A 15,587-nucleotide genomic window follows, 5' to 3' on the forward strand; every position below is an offset into this window, starting at 1 on the left:
GGGTGCAGGAGGGTGGGTCAGAGCCCGGGCCGAGGTGCAGATAGGGCGGGTCGGGGCCCTGGCGAGGTGCGAGATGGCTGGTTTGGGGCCGCGCCGGTGTCCAGGACGACGACCTGGAATCGTCCCCTCTCCCGAGCGCGCCGACCCACCCCACGGCCACCCGATGGGTCGGTGGGGAAGCGGAATCGTCCCCCAAGCAAACATGCGAGCGAAAGCCGGACATGGCAATGTGGGGTTATGTGCGGTAGATACGCCTCGGCGCGCAAGAAGCACGAGCTCCTGGAGGAGTTCCAGGTCGAGCTCGACGGTGACCCCGACCAGGAGCTCGGCGCCGACTACAACGTCGCGCCGACCAAGAACGTCTACGCCGTGCTCAGCCGCGTGCCCAAGGACGCCGAGCGGGCGGTGCGCCAGCTGCGGATCGTGAAGTGGGGCCTGGTGCCGGCCTGGGCCAAGGACCCGTCCGTGGGCTCGCGGATGATCAACGCGAGGATCGAGACGGTCGCCGAGAAGCCGTCGTACAAGCAGGCGTTCGCCAAGCGCAGGTGCCTGCTGCCGGCCGACGGCTACTTCGAGTGGATGCCGGTCGAAGGCGACAAGAAGAAGAAACAGCCGTACTTCATCCACCCGGAGGACGGCGGCGTGCTGGCCATGGCCGGCCTGTACGAGTTCTGGAAGGACAAGACGCGCGACGACGACGACCCGCTCAAGTGGCTCGTCACCTGCACGGTCATCACCACCGACGCCGAGGACGACCTCGGCCGCATCCACGACAGGATGCCGATGATGATCGAGCGCGAGCGCTGGGCCGAGTGGCTCGACCCCAAGCTCACCGATATCGAACAGGCGTCCGGCCTGCTGGTCCCGGCCGAATCGGGACGGCTGACCGCGTACCCGGTCTCCACCGACGTGAACAACGTCCGTAACAATGGCCCAGACCTCATCAAACCTCTACCGGAAGGGGAGGAAAGCGCACTTTTTTAAAGGTGTAAGAAGCACAGTAATTGGGCATCCGGTGAGGAAAGCGATGCATCCGTTTACTCGGTGTCACCGCCATAACAAACCCCCAATGCACCGGGCGGGACTACCGGGGAGTCCAGTCGCGGGTTGCCCCCATTTACCCGGAGGTGCGGATTCGTGGACGTCGCGACCGCTCGTCAGCGGCTGGAAGACATGCTCGCGGAACTGGATCGCTCGATCGGCGTTCTGCAGGGAGATCCCGTCGCGGTCCGCGACCGTTCCGCGGCCGACGCGGGTTCGGACCTGACCGATGCCGATCGCGCCCAGGCCATGCTCACCGTGGCCACCGCGCAGCGCAGGGCGGTGATCGAGGCGCTCAAGCGCCTGGAGGAGGGCACCTACGGCCTCTGCGTGGACTGCCGCAGGCCGGTGCCTGAAGGCCGCCTCGAGGCCCGGCCCGAGGCGGCGCGCTGCGTCCAGTGCCAGGGCAAGCGGGAACGCCGCCGGTAGCCGGCGCCCCGTCTGTGACAAACCGCCCACAGCACGCCGCCGAAGCGGTCAGGTCTTGCGGGCGCTGGCGACCAGGTGGATGCCGACCGTGTCGTCGTCGTCCGGGTGCGCGTCGAGCTCCGTGCGTACCAGCCACGCGAGCGCCCGCGTGTCCGACCCCAGCACGTGGTCGACCGTGGACGGCGACAGCACCGTGCGCGGCCGCATCCACTCCACCTCGAGCCCCGCACCAGCCAGCAGCTCGCGCAGTTGCCCGCTGCTGAAGCAACGCGTGATGCTCCCGTCGGGCCACGGCACCAGCATCACCTCGCCCGTCTGGCGCAGGTGCTGCCACTGCTCCTGCTCGGCCAGGATCGCCATGCCGAGCACCAGCGAGTCGACGCACACCAGCGCGCGGCCGCCGGGGCGCAGCACCCTGGCCACGTCGCTCATCGCGGACTCGGCCATCAGCTCGATGGACATCGCCCGTTCTTCGGCGAGCACCGCGTCGACGCTCGCGTCGGGCAGGAACGCCAGATCGTCGGCGCGTACGTGACGGACCCGGTCGGCGTCGCGCAGCCGGGACTGCGCGTCGGCCGTCCGGCGGAAGTCAAGCACTTCGATCACCCGATGCCCCGCTCTGGCCGCCTGGCCCGACCACCGGCCGCGACCGCCTGACAGATCGAGGATCACGGAGGGTTCTCCGGGAAGCCATCGGTTCAGTTGTTCGGCGGCGACGGCGCGGTAGAAGGTCCAGTACGGCCCGAGTGTCCCTGAGCCGTTCAGTTCCTCGGCCGGAATGGGCAGCACACGCGACTCCTGGGTTCCGGAAAATGGCTACCAGCCGGTACGTATGGTTTTCCCCGCACCGGGTCCTTCGTACCTTCTATCTTGCGGGAACAGACGCGGGTGCGGGCGTGTTGCGACGAGCATGCTCACATTGCTGGAACCCCTCCCCGCTGACCAGCCGGTCACCGACGAGCGGGTATTCTCCCCTGAGTACGGTGTCCCGCCACAGCCGGCCACCGGTGATCTTAGGGGGGTGGGTCCGGTGCCCGCGACAGGCGCGGAGACTCTGGAGCAGCGGAGCGAGCGATTCGAGCGCGACGTCATGCCGTATCTCGAACAGCTCTACTCCGCCGCGCTCCGGATGACCCGGAATCCCGCGGATGCGGAGGACCTGCTGCAGGAGACCTTCGCCAAGGCTTTCGCGTCGTTCCACCAGTTCCAGGAAGGCACGAACCTCAAGGCGTGGCTCTACCGGATCCTGACGAACACGTTCATCAACAGCTACCGCAAGAAGCAGCGTGAGCCCAAGCAGTCGGGCACCGAGGAGATCGAGGACTGGCAGCTCGCGCGCGCCGAGTCGCACACCTCGAGCGGGCTGAAGTCGGCCGAGGTCGAGGCGCTGGAGCACCTGCCCGACGGAGACATCAAGCAAGCACTCGCGGCACTGCCCGAGGAGTTCAGGATCGCGGTGTACCTGGCCGACGTGGAGGGCTTCCCGTACAAGGAGATTGCCGACATCATGGGCACTCCGATCGGCACTGTCATGTCGAGGCTGCATCGAGGGCGCAGGCAGCTGCGGGGTCTCCTGGAAGACTATGCTCGCGAGCGTGGCCTGGTCCCGGCGGAGGGATCGAAATGAGCTGTGGCAACCCGCACGACACCGACTGTCGTGAGGTGCTGGACAAGGTCTACTCCTACCTCGACGGCGAGCTGACCGAGAACGACGTGGTGGAGATCCGCGTCCACCTCGACGAGTGCAGTCCCTGCCTGAAGGAATACGACCTCGACAAGGCGATCAAGGCGCTGGTGGCCAAGCACTGCGGCTGCGACCCGGTGCCCGCCGATCTGCGTTCCAAGGTCCTGGATCGCATCGCGCAAGTGCGAGCGGACCTCGCGGACTAGGATTGCGCGCATGCGCGTGCTGGTTACCGGGGGTGCCGGGTTCATCGGGTCCAATCTCGTCGATCGCCTGATCGGCGACGGGCACGAGGTCCACGTGGCCGACGATCTGTCGTCGGGCAGCAGGGAGAATCTGGCCGGGGCCGCGCAGAGCGACCGCCTGCACCTGCACGTGCTCGACGTCCGCGATCCCGCGCTGATCTCGCTGGCGGCCGAGTTGCGGCCGGAGGTGATCTGCCATCTGGCCGCGCAGATCAGCGTGCGCAAGAGCGTCGCCGACCCGGTGCACGACGCCAGGATCAACGTCGAGGGCACCGCGTCCGTGCTCACCGCAGCGCACGAGGGCAACACGCGCAAGGTGGTGTTCGCCTCGTCCGTCGCGGTCTACGGCCGGCCGATGACGATCCCGGTGCCCGGTGACGCGCCGACCGACCCGCGCTCGCCGTACGCGGCCTCGAAGCTGAGCGGCGAGACGTACCTGGCCACGTTCCGCGCGCTGTACGGGCTGGAGTACACCACGCTGGTGCTGTCGAACGTCTACGGCCCCAGGCAGTCGCCGGAAGGCGAGGCCGGGGTCGTGTCCATCTTCACCGACGCGCTGCTCAACGGCACCCCGACCGTGGTCTACGGCGACGGCACCCAGACCCGCGACTACATCTACGTCGACGACGTGGTCGACGGGTTCGTGCGCGCCTGCGGCGCCGACGGCAACGGCCGCAGGTTCAACCTGGGCACCGGCATCCAGACCACCGACAGGCGGCTGCACTCGCTGATCGCCGACGCGGCCGGCGCTCAGGACAAGCCGGGCTTCGCGCCGCCCCGCGTGGGCGACCTGCCGGCGATGGCGGTCGACCCGGTGCCGGCGCACGAGGGCCTGGGCTGGCAGCCGCGCACCGACCTGGCCACGGGGCTGAAGAACACCGTGGAGTGGGCCCGCCGCCGCGCCGATCGCCCATAACCGCCGGGACGCACGCCCTGGCCTGCTACGTTGCGCCAGGTAGTGACTTGATTACGCTTTGCTTGCGATTTCCGACTCAGCCCATCTACCCACGTCCTCTTCTGTAGCGTGAACCACAGAATTCGACGTGGAGGCATGTGGATGTTGAAGGTCATGGTCGCCCGCCTGTTCACCGGCATCGTGCTGATCACTCCGGTGGTCGCGTTCGTGGCCGGCGCCGGCGGGCTGGTTCCCACCGGGGTGTCCTGGACCTGACATCTCCGTAGGGGGCCCGCAATGCGTGATCTGCCGTGGCCCGCAAGGGTCTACCTGGTCGCCGTGATCGGTGCGGCGGCCGCTCTCATCGGCCGCAGTGCGATCAACGGCGTCCTCGTGGCGCCGGAACACCTGGGCGTGCTGCTCGTGCTCGCCCTGCTGTTCCTGGTGTGCGAGTCGATGCCGACGCTGCTGAACGTGGAGCAGTTCGCGGTGTCGGTCAGCTTCTCGGCCGCGCTGGCCGCCGTCGTGCTGATCGGGCCCGAGGGCTCGGCGCTGGTGGGGCTCACGGCCGTGGTGAGCGTGCGCCCGGGGCTGCCGCTGGTCAAACGCCTGTTCAACGGCGCTCAGTTCGCCATCTGCGGCTACGCCGCCGGGTGGGTCTACCAGGGGCTCGGCGGCCGGCTCGGCGTGCCCGAGGTGAACGCCTTCGACGACCTCATCGGCCCCTACGCCGCCGCGACCGCCGTCTTCGTGCCGCTCAACATCGTGCTCACGCTCACCGTGATCAGGCTCGCCACGCGGGTGCGCGCGGTCGAGGTGCCGATGCGCGGCATGGTGCAGTTCCTGCTGTCGTATCTCGGTTACGGCACGTTCGGGCTGCTGGTGGCCGGGCTGTGGGCGACCGTGCAGTCGATCTCGGCGGTGCTGGTGCTGCTGCCGCTGTTCGTGGCGCGCTGGGCGTTCGGCCAGTATCACGCGCAGCAACGCTCGTACGACGCCACCATCGCCGCCCTGTGCCAGGCGGTCGAGACGAAGGACTACTACACCAGGGGCCACTGCACCCGGGTGTCCCACGCCTCCACCATGATCGCCCAGGAGATCGGCATGGGCCAGGAGCGGCTGCGGGCCATCCGCTACGCGGGCATGCTGCACGACGTGGGCAAGCTCGGCGTGCCCACCAAGGTGCTGCAGAAGGACGGGCCGCTCACCGAGGAGGAGTTCGCGGCCATCCAGTTGCATCCGATGCGCGGGCTGGAGATCGTGCGCGGCATCGGCTTCCTGGACGAGGCCTACGCCGGCATCATGCACCACCACGAGCGCCACGACGGCACCGGCTACCCGATGGGCCTGGCCGGCGACGAGATCCCGGAGTTCGCCAAGGTCATCGCGGTGGCCGACGCGTTCGACTCGATGACGTCCGACCGGTCCTACCGGGGCGCGCGGCCGGTCGCCGAGGCGCTCGACGAGCTGCGCAAGAGCGCCGGCACCCACTTCGACCCGGTCATGGTCGACGCCTTCATCCGGGCGCTGGAACACGAGCCGTGGCAGCCGCCGCGGCGCGTCGATCCGCCGCCGCCCGAGGCTGCGGAGACGCCGATCAAGGACCACGACGACCCGACCATGCCGATCGAAGTGGTGACCGGGCCATGACCATCGAGCGCACCCGTCCCGAGGAGCGGACCAGGAACACCGTCCTGCGCCGGCTCGACTCGGGCCAGCTCCTGCTCATCTGCGCGGCCGGGCTGGTGGCCGTGGCCGGCGTGGCGCACACGGCGGCGGTCGGGCTCGACCATCCCGAGATCGCCATCGGGTTCGGCGCGCTGATCGCGGTCGGCGAGCTGGCCAGGCTCACCATGCCGGGCAACAGGGAGGTCGCGCCGATCGGCGCGGCCGCCGCGCTCGGTTACACGCTGCTGCTCGACCTCAGCCAGAACCCGCTGCGCCACTCCGCGCTGCAGGTCGTGGCGGTGATCGCGGTCGGCATGATGGCCGGCGCGCTGCCGCACCTGGCGGTCGGCCGGCCGCCGCGTCTCGACGCGATGGCCCGCAGGCTGCTCACCGGGGCGCTGCTGGCCTTCGCCTTCCGCCCGCTGGCCGATCCGCTGCACCTGCTCACCCAGGGCGAGCACGGCACCTGGTGGCCGGCGCTGGTCGTCATGGTCACGCTCATCGCCTGCACGCTGATGATCGACGTGCTGATCGCCGCGCTGCTGCGGGCCGAGCAGGTGCGCACCGCGTTCCGGGTGGCCGTTCGCGACGAGCTCAACATGGCGTTCCCGCTGGGCGCGGCGGTGGCCGCGTCCGGGGTGCTGCTCGCGCTGGCCACGCACAGCATGGACCTGGTTGCGCTGCTCGTGTTCGCCGCGCCGCTGCTGGTCACGCAGGTGGCCTTCCGCAAATACGCCGGCATCCGGGCCACGTACCTGCAGACCGTGCGAGCCCTGTCGCGCGTCACCGAGGTCGGCGGGTACGTCGAGCCGGGGCACTCGCGCCGGGTCAGCCGGCTGGCCGTGGCCATCGGCAGGGAGCTCGGCATGGCCGAGCCCGAACTGCTGGAGCTCGAGTACGCGGCGCTCATGCACGACATCGGCCAGCTCTCGCTGCGCGACCCGATCCCCGGCGGCGCGACCGTGCTCGCCGACCCGGCGCAGGCCAGGCGCATCGCCGAGCTGGGCGCCGAGGTGATCAGGCAGACCGGCGTGCTCGACCGGGTGGCCGACGTGGTCAGTCGCCAGTGCGACCCGATCGGCGACGACCCGCCGCTGTCGAGCCGGATCATCAAGGTCGCCAACGCCTACGACGACCTGGTCGGGCCGTCCACCGACCGCGACAGGGCGGGCGCCGCGCTCGAACGCATCAGGCTGACCTCGGGCAGCGCCTACGACCCGGCCGCCATCGAGGCCCTGGCCCGCGTCGTCGACCGGCTGCGGCTCTAGCCGCCGGTGATTGTGGAGTTCCTACAGAACGTGCCGGTCTGATCGGTGCGCTAGGAGGAACGGGGTCAAGTCGGTCACGGTCATAGGGTGGTCGGCGTGTTAAATGAGACGCTCGGCCCCGTTCTGGTCGCGAACCGAGGAGAGATCGCGCGGCGCGTCATCCGTACGGTCAAGCGGCTGGGCCTGCGTGCCATCGCCGTGCACTCCGAGGCGGACGCCGACCTTCCGTTCGTCCACGAGGCCGACGAGGCCGTGCTGATCGGGGCGGCGGCCCCGGCGCAGAGCTACCTCGACGCCGAGAAGGTGCTCCAGGCGGCGAAGGCGACCGGCGCGCGCTCCGTGCACCCTGGCTACGGCTTCCTGGCCGAGAACGCGGCCTTCGCCCAGGCGGTGATCGACGCCGGGCTGATCTGGATCGGCCCGTCGCCCGAGTCCATCGACCGGATGGGCGACAAGATCAACGCCAGGAACCTGATGGAGGACGCTGGCGTGCCGGTCGCCGCGGGCACCCGTGAGCCGGTCACCGACCTGGCCCTGGCGCTGGAGGCGGCCGGGCGCATCGGCTACCCGGTCATGGTCAAGACCGCCGGCGGCGGTGGCGGTCTCGGCATGAGCGTGGCCCGCGACGCCGCCGGCCTGGGCCGGGCGTTCGACCAGGCGGCCAGGGCGGCCGACAGGTTCGCCGCGGCGGCGGCCGCGGGCGGCGCGGGCGACGCGCTGGCCGGTCCGGCCATCCTGCTCGAACGCTGCATCGACCGGGCCCGCCACGTCGAGGTGCAGATTCTCGGCCTGCCCGACGGCCGGGTGCTGGCGCTGGGCGAGCGTGACTGCTCGGTGCAGCGCCGCCATCAGAAAGTGGTCGAGGAGTCGCCGTCGCCGGGCATCACGCCGGAGCTGCGCGAGCGCATGCTGGCCGCGGCGGTCCGGGCCGGCGAGGCGGTCGGCTACCTGGGCGCGGGCACGGTGGAGTGCCTGGTCGACGCCGACGCGCAAGACTTCGTGTTCCTGGAGATGAACACCAGGCTCCAGGTGGAACACCCCGTGACCGAGCTGGTCACCGGGCTCGACCTGGTCGAGCTGCAGCTCAGGGTGGCCGCGGGGGAGAGCCCCGAGGTGACGGCCGAGTCGCGCGGGCACGCGATCGAGTTCCGGGTCTACGCCGAGGATCCCCAGCGGTTCCTCCCCGGCCCCGGCACGATCACCAGGTGGGAGGAGCCGGACCTCGACGGGGTCAGGGTCGACTCCGGTTACGAGGCGGGCAATACGGTCACACCGTTCTATGATCCCCTCATGGCCAAGCTCTGCGTCGTCGCCGCCACGCGGGCGGAGGCGGTGGAGCTGGGGCGCAAGGCGGTCGCGGGGTTCACCGTCGAAGGGCCCAAGAACAATCTGCCGTTCTGCGCGGAATTGCTGGACAATGCGGAGTTCGTCACAGGCGACTACGACACGGGTCTCGTCGCCAAGATGCGCGCCTAGCGCGTGAGATCGTGTGAGAACAGGGGAAGAGGGGAGTCGCGGTGGCTGAGGTACGCGCGGAGATGGTGGCCAACGTGTGGAAGGTCCTCGTCAAGGAGGGCGACGCGGTCTCCGACGGCGACGCGCTGGTCATCCTGGAGTCGATGAAGATGGAGATCCCGGTGCTCACCGAGGACGACGGCGTGGTCGCGAGCCTCAAGGTGACCGAGGGTCAGGTGATCCAGGAGGGCGACCTGATCGCGGTCATCGAGTAGACGTGCGAGCCCCGGTCATCGAGTGATGCGCTGCAGGAACTTGGCCCGGTCGACCACGACGCGCTCGATCGTGCCGCGGCCGACCACCGCGTGCTTGTCACGCGCCACGAACGCGAAGACCAGCCGCCGGCCGTCCACCTCGGTGAGCTCGGCGGAGATCTCCACGTGGGTGCCGAGCGGGCTCGCGGCCAGGTGTTCGAGCTCGACGCGGGTGCCGACCGAGGTCTGGCCCGGCTCCAGGTGCGGGCCGACCGCCTGGACGGTGGCCGACTCGGCGAGCGCGAGCAGTCTGGGCGTGGCGAGCACCGGGACGTCACCGCTGCCGATCTTCTGCGCGGTGTCCTCCGCCTCGACCATGATGAGCAGGTTGGAGCGGAGGCCGGGAGCGAGCGTCATGCGGGCCAGCCTACTGTTGGGCTGATCTCCAAGAAACGCGGACAAGACCGGCCGTAAGGCCGCAGGATAGGGTTTGTACGGCTTGAGGCATATAAGTGGCATGTGGGACACGTGAGTCGTACACTCTCGGAGTTCCGTGACCTCTGTGTTACCTCACCGCGACAAAAGTTCGCTTTGTTGGAGAACCCTGGGGTGGGAGAGGTTACAGAGGTAGGGGGGTAGCGGGGGAGTCATGGTGGCCCAAGGGACGACACTGGCGGGGCGGTATCGGTTGGATACCCGCATCGGCGCCGGTGGCATGGGCGAGGTGTGGAGAGGCGAGGACATCGTGCTCGCCCGCACCGTCGCCGTCAAGGTGCTGCTTCCCGGCCGCATGGACGACCCTGGCTTCGTCGCCCGGTTCCAGGGTGAGGCCAGGGCGATGGCGACGATCAACCACGCGGGGGTGGTTGACGTCTACGACTACGGGGTGAGCGGCGACACCGTCTACCTCGTGATGAAGTTCGTCGACGGCGAGCCGCTCGACCGGCTGCTGGCCAGGCTGGGCCGCATCGCGCCGCAGCCGGCCATGGAGCTGATCGCGCAGGCCGCGTCGGCGCTGCAGGCCGTGCACGACCAGGGAATCGTGCACCGTGACGTCAAGCCCGGCAACCTGCTCGTGCAGCGTGACGGCACGCTGGTGCTGACCGACTTCGGCATCGCGCGCTCCGACCTGGCCAACCGGCTGACCGACGCCGGCATGGTGCTGGGCACCGCCGCCTACTGCGCGCCCGAGCAGGCCGAGGGCGCGCCGGTCACGCCGGCGGTCGACATCTACGCGCTGGGCGTGGTGGCGTACGAGTGCCTGGTGGGCCAGCGGCCGTTCGACGGCGACAGCCCGGTCACGATCGCGCTGAAGCACATCAGGGAGGCGCCGCCGCCGCTGCCCGCCGACATCCCGCAGCCGGTGCGGGCCCTGGTGGAACGCGCCCTGTCGAAGGATCCGCTGCGGCGCTACCCGTCGGCCCGGGCCATGAGCGACGCGGCCAAGGCCATCGTCGCAGGTCAGGTGCCGGTCGAGCCCGCGCAGCCGATGCCGGCCCTGCCGCCGACGACCGGGGCCGTCATGCCGCCGCCGGCCGAGGCGTACCCGACCGGGGTGCAGCAGGCCGGGGTTCCCCAGACGGGGGCGCACCTGCCGGCCGGCGACCAGCCGACGACGGTCTCCGAGCGCCGTCCGGGCAGCCGCCGCGCGGCCAAGACGCCGCGCAGGACCGGGCTCATCGCGGGCATCGCCGCCGCGGTGGTGCTCGGGGTGGGCGCGGGCGCGGTCGCGCTGACGGGCATGACCACGGGCGGGGCGCATCCGGCGCCGCCCAGCGCCAACGCGGGCAACGACGGGCCGTCCGACCCGCCGACCAGCCCGACGAAGGGCGGAAAGCCGGGGACCAAGACCTCGACGACGAAGCCGCCGGAGACCAGGGTGACGGACCGCGCGACGACTCCGCCGGAGACCGAGGAGCCCGAACCGACCAAGACCGACGATCCGGAGGAGACGACCTCGCCCACGCCGACGACCACCAAGCCGACGGACACGAAGTCGCCGACGCCGACCGTGGTCAAGAAGAAGGTCCCCGGGGTGCTCAACGTCCCGTACTTCCAGGCCAGGAAGATCATCTTGGCGGCCGGCTTCACAGTCAAGCCCGTCGACGGGTCACAGGGCACCATGCCCGAGGAGTGCCTGATCGTCGACACCACCAAGCCGGGCCCGAACGAGCTGCTGGAGCTGAAGAAGCCGGTGACGTTGTACCTCGCCCCGGCTCCCACGTGCCCCAGCCCGACGCCGACGCCGACCCCGTCGAACTCGGTCAAGCAGTGAGGTCTCAGACCCCCGTCGTGTTGCGGGGGTAGGCGACCTGCGGGTCGGTGGCGATGTTCACCAGGTACGGCACGCCGGAGTCGAACGCCCGCCGCAGCGCGGGCCCGATCTCCGACGGCTTGGTGACCAGCTCGCCGCCGCCGCCCAGTGCCGTGACCACCTGGTCGTAGCGGCACTGGGGCTGCAGCTCGGCGGCCACGTCGTAGCCGTACAGCAGCTGCATGGGGTGCTTCTCCAGGCCCCACATGCCGTTGTTGCCGCAGATCATCACCACCGGCAGGTTGTGCCGGACGAGCGTGTCGACGTCCATCAGCGAGAAGCCGGCGGCGCCGTCGCCCAGCAGCAGCACGACCTGCGACGACGGCCTGGCCAGCCGGGCGGCGATGGAGTAGCCGAGACCGGTGCCCAGGCAGCCGTACGGGCCCGGGTCGAGCCAGTTGCCCGGCTGCCTGGGCTCGACGTACTTGCCCGCGTACGAGACGAAGTCGCCGCCGTCGCCGATCACCACGGCGTCGTCGGCCAGCACCTTGCCCAGCTCCCCGTAGATGCGCATGGGGTGGATCGGGTCGGAGTCGGCGGCCAGGAGGTCGGCGTCGGCCGCGATGGCCGCGGCGGCGGTCTCGGCGAGCCTGGCGGCCCAGGGGGCGTACTTGTCCGGCTTGACCCCGGCCTCGCCGCAGGCCGTGCCGAGGCTCCACAGGACCACCGACAGGTCTCCCGCGGCCGACGCGGCCGGCCGCATGTGCGTGGCGAGCTGCGACGGCGCGTCGGCGATGTGCACGACGCGCGCCAGCGGCGCGCCGTCCTTCCCGCCGAACCAGCCGTAGCCGAGCCGGAAGTCGAGCGGGGTGCCGACCACGACGACCAGGTCGGCCTGGGCGAAGGCGAGGCCGCGGGCCCGGGTGACCAGCAGCTCGTGCCCGGCGGGCAGGATGCCGCGGCCCTGGCCGTTCGGGATGACCGGCAGCCGCCAGGTCTCCGCGAAGTCCCTGGCCGCCTCCTCGGCGCGGTCCATCCACACGTCCGAGCCGTAGACCAGGACCGGGCGCTCGGCCTCGGCCAGCAGCCTGGCGACGGCGGCCAGGTCGTCGGGGTCGGGTTCGAGCGGCGACGGGGTCTGCGTGCGCACCTCGTGCACCGGGGACGGCGAGAACAGGTGGTCCATGTAGAAGTCGAGGAACACCGGGCCGCGATGCGGCGCGATCGCGGTGCGGAAGGCCGACTCGACGTCCTGGCCGACCGACTCGGCGCCGGTCGCGGTGAACGACAGCTTGGTGATCGGGTCGAGCAGCGGCGGGTGGTCCATCTCCTGCAGCGCGCCGCTGCCCCAGCGCGACTGCGGGGCGCGGCCGCCCATGACGACCAGCGGGGAGCCGTTGAAGTGGGCCGTCGCCACGCCGCTGACGCCGTTGGTGATGCCCGGGCCGGCCGTCAGCACGGCCAGGCCGGGCTGCCTGGTCAGCCTGGCGGTCGCCTCTGCGGCGAAGACCGCGCTCTGCTCGTGGCGTACGTCGAGGATGCGCATGCCCTCGTGCACCGCGCCGTCGTAGAGCGGGAACACGTGCCCTCCAGAGAGGGTGAACATGGTCTCGACGCCATAGGCCTTGGACACGGCGACGGCGGCGTCACCGGCGTGCTTCGCAGACTCCATGCCGGGAACTTACCAACCAGTCACAGGAGTAAACAGCCCTTGAGCTCAGCACCAGCAGAGGAATACCCGGGCCTTGGGCGCGGAAATGTTGATCTTCCTGTGTGAGGTGGGCTGACTCTCGAGGTCGATGTCGCTCTTCTGCGCCTGCACGGTCACGTCGTAGGAGGACTCGGGCACCGCCACCCTGGCCGCGCCCCCGGCCCGTACCACGGCCTTGACCTTGGTCGGCGGGACGATGAACGACAGGTCCACGTCGCCGGTGCCGACCGCGACGTCCGCCTCGTCGCCGCCCAGGCCGGAGCCCACGACGCTGCCCGAGTCCGTCCTGGCCCAGACGTTGCCCGGGGTCGCGCGGATGTCCAGGTCGCCGGAGACCGAGGTCAGGTGCACGTCGCCGAACACGTTGGACACGCTGAGCGGGCCGCTGAGCGACTCGGCCTCGATGCGGATCTCCGGGGGCACCAGCAGCGTGTACGTGGCCTCGCAGAGCACGTCGGTGTCGATGCCGGCGCGCAGGGGCTTGCAGTCCGCGTCGAGCCGCAGGGTGTCGCCCTTGAGGTTCTCGGTGACCACGGGCTTGTCACGCGACCAGCGCAGATGACGCAGGATGACCAGCTCGCCCGCCTCACCGGGCAGGAAGTGCACGGCGACGTCGCCCGTGCTCGCCTTGACCTTGATCTCGTCCCCGGTGAACGGCATGGACCGCTGCATGCTCTGCACCGGCGGCTCGGCCCAGGCGAAGCCGCGCACCAGGCCGGTGGCCGTCACGATCAGCACCGCCACCGTGAGCAGCGTGCCCGCGGCCAGCCACAGCGCTCTCACGGCAGGCTCCTGATGTTGAGGAAGCGCAGCACGGCCAGCACCCGGCGATGGTCGCCCTCGGCCGGCGACAGGTCGAGCTTGGTGAAGATGTTGCCGATGTGCTTGCCCACCGCGCCCTCGCTGAGCACCAGCTCCTGCCCGATGCCGGCGTTGGAACGGCCTTCCGCCATCAGCTTGAGCACCTCGCGCTCCCTGGGCGTGAGCCGGTCCAGCGGGTCGCTGTGGCCGCGCAGCAGGAGCTGGGCGACCACCTCGGGGTCGAGCGCGGTGCCGCCGGAGGCGACCCTGCGCAGCGCGTCGATGAACTCCGCCACGTCCGCCACCCGGTCCTTCAGCAGGTAGCCGACGCCGCCGTCCGCGGCCGAGGCCAGCAGCTGGGCGGCGTAGCGTTCCTCGACGTACTGCGAGAGCACCAGCACCGCCAGGTCCGGCTGCTCGCGGCGCAGCACCAGCGCGGCACGCAGGCCCTCGTCGGTGTGCGACGGCGGCATCCGCACGTCCGTGATCACCAGCTCGGGCCGGTGCTCGGCGGCCGCGCGCAGCAGCCCCTCCGCGTCGGGCACCGCCGCGACCACCTCCATGCCGGACGCGTCCAGCAACCTGATCAGGCCCTCGCGCAGCAGTACGGAGTCCTCGGCCAGCACTACGCGCACGACAGCTCCACGTCATCTCGATTCGTTCGTACGGGTCGGTTCATTCGCAGGGCAGTTCCACGTCTATCGTCGTCGGCCCGCCCACCGGGCTGCGGAGTTTGAGCGTGCCGTCGACCGCGTCGACGCGCTGGGCCAGGCCGCGCAGCCCGGTCCCGCCGTCGAGCGTGGCGCCGCCGCGGCCGTCGTCGTAGATCGACAGCAGCAGGCGGTCGCCCTCGCGGCTCACGTCCACCTCGGCCCTGGTGGCCGCGGCGTGCTTGGCGATGTTGGTCAGCGCCTCGGAGACGATGAAGAACGCCACCGCCTCGATGGTGGGCGAGGCCCGCCGTTCGATGGTGACACGCAGCCGCACCGGGACGGGCGCGCGGGCGGCCACCCCGGACAGCGCGGCGTCCAGGCCCTGGTCGTTGAGCACGGCCGGATGCAGGCCGCGGACGAAGTCACGCAGCTCCTTGAGCGCCTGCTTGGCCTCCTCGTGCGCCTGCTCGATGGCCTCGCGGGCGGGTTCGGGCAGGTCGGTCAGCGTGGCCCGGGCCAGGCCCAGGTTCATGGCCAGCGACACCAGCCGCTGCTGCGCCCCGTCGTGCAGGTCGCGCTCGATGCGGCGGCGTTCGGCGTCGGCGGCGTCGATCACGCCCGCGCGGCTCTCGGTCAGCGTCTCGATGCGCTGCCCCAGCTCCCGCCTGCTCGGCCCGAGCAGCGCCCGCGCCACCGCCAGGTCCAGCGCCGCCATCCCGCGCGCCAGCACCGGCGCGAGCAGCAGCAGCAGCGCGCCCACCACCATGTACGCCGCCACCACCGCGGGCCGCCGCAGGTCGAACAGGAACTCCAGCGGCGACGGCTGGAACCTGGCATACGCGAACCCGAGCAGCCCGACCACCGAGCCGCTCCAGGCCAGCGACACGACGACCGTGGCCACCGCGCTCACCGCCGGCGACAGCAGGTGGTAGCCGATCTGCCGCCAGGTCGTGTGACTGCGCCAGGACGTCGGCGTCGCCACGGTCGGGATGTGCGTGCCGAGGAACGCCTCGAACCTGGAGCGCTGCACCCGGGCGAACCACGGCAGGCGCCGGCGCAGCACCGGGGGCGCCACGGCCAGCACGAGCGTCAGCCCGCCCAGCACCACGCCGACCGGCACGCCGGTCACCACGTGGAACGTGTCGAGCCAGGCCCGTGCGGACCACGGGCGGGGGACTGTCATGCCGTCAACGGTATTGATGCAGATGGCCTGCGCGAAATGGGTCAGA

General features: G+C 70.7%; 16 protein-coding genes. 10 read left to right on the forward strand and 6 right to left on the reverse strand.

Going from position 1 to position 15,587, the window contains the following annotated elements; translation table 11 throughout:
• Positions 1-237 precede the first annotated feature (237 nt).
• Positions 238-984, forward strand: coding sequence for an SOS response-associated peptidase (locus HII36_RS29880; protein ID WP_173526613.1), 747 nt, complete (start codon positions 238-240; stop codon positions 982-984).
• A 153-nt stretch (positions 985-1,137) separates the two neighbouring features.
• Complete coding sequence (locus HII36_RS29885) at positions 1,138-1,470, forward strand: TraR/DksA family transcriptional regulator (RefSeq protein WP_173526614.1); 333 nt, start codon at positions 1,138-1,140, stop codon at positions 1,468-1,470.
• A 48-nt stretch (positions 1,471-1,518) separates the two neighbouring features.
• Here HII36_RS29885 and HII36_RS29890 read toward each other — a convergent pair whose 3' ends face one another.
• Positions 1,519-2,259 carry a class I SAM-dependent methyltransferase gene (locus HII36_RS29890; RefSeq protein ID WP_173526615.1) on the reverse strand — a complete coding sequence of 247 codons (741 nt, stop codon included), beginning with the start codon at positions 2,257-2,259 and terminating at the stop codon, positions 1,519-1,521.
• Between the two features lie 232 nt (positions 2,260-2,491).
• On the opposite strand from HII36_RS29890, the gene HII36_RS29895 reads away from it, so the two are divergent.
• From HII36_RS29895 to HII36_RS29925, 7 genes are all read left to right on the forward strand, one after another.
• On the forward strand, positions 2,492-3,097 hold the full coding sequence (locus tag HII36_RS29895; RefSeq protein ID WP_173526616.1) for a sigma-70 family RNA polymerase sigma factor: 606 nt from the start codon (positions 2,492-2,494) through the stop codon (positions 3,095-3,097).
• The gene (gene rsrA / locus HII36_RS29900) at positions 3,094-3,360 is read left to right on the forward strand and encodes a mycothiol system anti-sigma-R factor (RefSeq protein WP_173526617.1); all 267 of its coding nucleotides are present in this window, start codon (positions 3,094-3,096) and stop codon (positions 3,358-3,360) included. Before HII36_RS29895 ends, rsrA begins: the two co-directional genes overlap by 4 nt.
• A 10-nt stretch (positions 3,361-3,370) precedes the next feature.
• Positions 3,371-4,315: an NAD-dependent epimerase/dehydratase family protein gene (locus tag HII36_RS29905; protein WP_173526618.1), complete on the forward strand. Its 945-nt coding sequence runs from the start codon at positions 3,371-3,373 to the stop codon at positions 4,313-4,315.
• Positions 4,316-4,591: 276 nt separating this feature from the next.
• Positions 4,592-5,944, forward strand: coding sequence for an HD-GYP domain-containing protein (locus HII36_RS29910; RefSeq protein WP_173526619.1), 1,353 nt, complete (start codon positions 4,592-4,594; stop codon positions 5,942-5,944).
• Positions 5,941-7,230, forward strand: a complete 1,290-nt coding sequence (locus HII36_RS29915; RefSeq protein WP_173526620.1) for an HD-GYP domain-containing protein — start codon at positions 5,941-5,943, stop codon at positions 7,228-7,230. The genes HII36_RS29910 and HII36_RS29915 overlap by 4 nt, the downstream gene beginning before the upstream one ends.
• Before the next feature lie 96 nt (positions 7,231-7,326).
• Positions 7,327-8,706 (forward strand): acetyl-CoA carboxylase biotin carboxylase subunit, encoded by a 1,380-nt coding sequence (locus tag HII36_RS29920; protein WP_328807953.1) that lies wholly within the window; start codon positions 7,327-7,329, stop codon positions 8,704-8,706.
• A 41-nt stretch (positions 8,707-8,747) separates the two neighbouring features.
• Entirely contained in the window at positions 8,748-8,960 is a 213-nt protein-coding gene (locus tag HII36_RS29925) for a biotin/lipoyl-binding carrier protein (RefSeq protein ID WP_173526622.1), read from the forward strand.
• Positions 8,961-8,975: 15 nt separating this feature from the next.
• Here the strand turns inward: HII36_RS29925 and HII36_RS29930 are convergent, their stop codons facing one another.
• Positions 8,976-9,356: a thioesterase family protein gene (locus tag HII36_RS29930; RefSeq protein ID WP_173526623.1), complete on the reverse strand. Its 381-nt coding sequence runs from the start codon at positions 9,354-9,356 to the stop codon at positions 8,976-8,978.
• Between the two features lie 271 nt (positions 9,357-9,627).
• Between HII36_RS29930 and HII36_RS29935 the strand changes: the two genes are divergently transcribed.
• Entirely contained in the window at positions 9,628-11,214 is a 1,587-nt protein-coding gene (locus HII36_RS29935) for a serine/threonine-protein kinase (protein ID WP_236003997.1), read from the forward strand.
• Positions 11,215-11,218: 4 nt separating this feature from the next.
• Here the strand turns inward: HII36_RS29935 and HII36_RS29940 are convergent, their stop codons facing one another.
• From HII36_RS29940 to HII36_RS29955, 4 genes are read right to left on the reverse strand one after another with little or no spacing between them, the layout of a single operon-like run.
• The gene (locus tag HII36_RS29940) at positions 11,219-12,865 is read right to left on the reverse strand and encodes an acetolactate synthase (RefSeq protein ID WP_173526625.1); all 1,647 of its coding nucleotides are present in this window, start codon (positions 12,863-12,865) and stop codon (positions 11,219-11,221) included.
• A gap of 45 nt (positions 12,866-12,910) precedes the next feature.
• Positions 12,911-13,687, reverse strand: a complete 777-nt coding sequence (locus HII36_RS29945) for a DUF4097 family beta strand repeat-containing protein (RefSeq protein WP_173526626.1) — start codon at positions 13,685-13,687, stop codon at positions 12,911-12,913.
• Positions 13,684-14,340 carry a response regulator gene (locus HII36_RS29950; RefSeq protein WP_173526627.1) on the reverse strand — a complete coding sequence of 219 codons (657 nt, stop codon included), beginning with the start codon at positions 14,338-14,340 and terminating at the stop codon, positions 13,684-13,686. Before HII36_RS29950 ends, HII36_RS29945 begins: the two co-directional genes overlap by 4 nt.
• A 40-nt stretch (positions 14,341-14,380) precedes the next feature.
• Positions 14,381-15,541 carry a sensor histidine kinase gene (locus tag HII36_RS29955; RefSeq protein WP_173526628.1) on the reverse strand — a complete coding sequence of 387 codons (1,161 nt, stop codon included), beginning with the start codon at positions 15,539-15,541 and terminating at the stop codon, positions 14,381-14,383.
• Positions 15,542-15,587: the final 46 nt, after the last annotated feature.

The organism is Nonomuraea antri (assembly GCF_013283785.1).
Lineage (GTDB): Bacteria > Actinomycetota > Actinomycetes > Streptosporangiales > Streptosporangiaceae > Nonomuraea > Nonomuraea antri.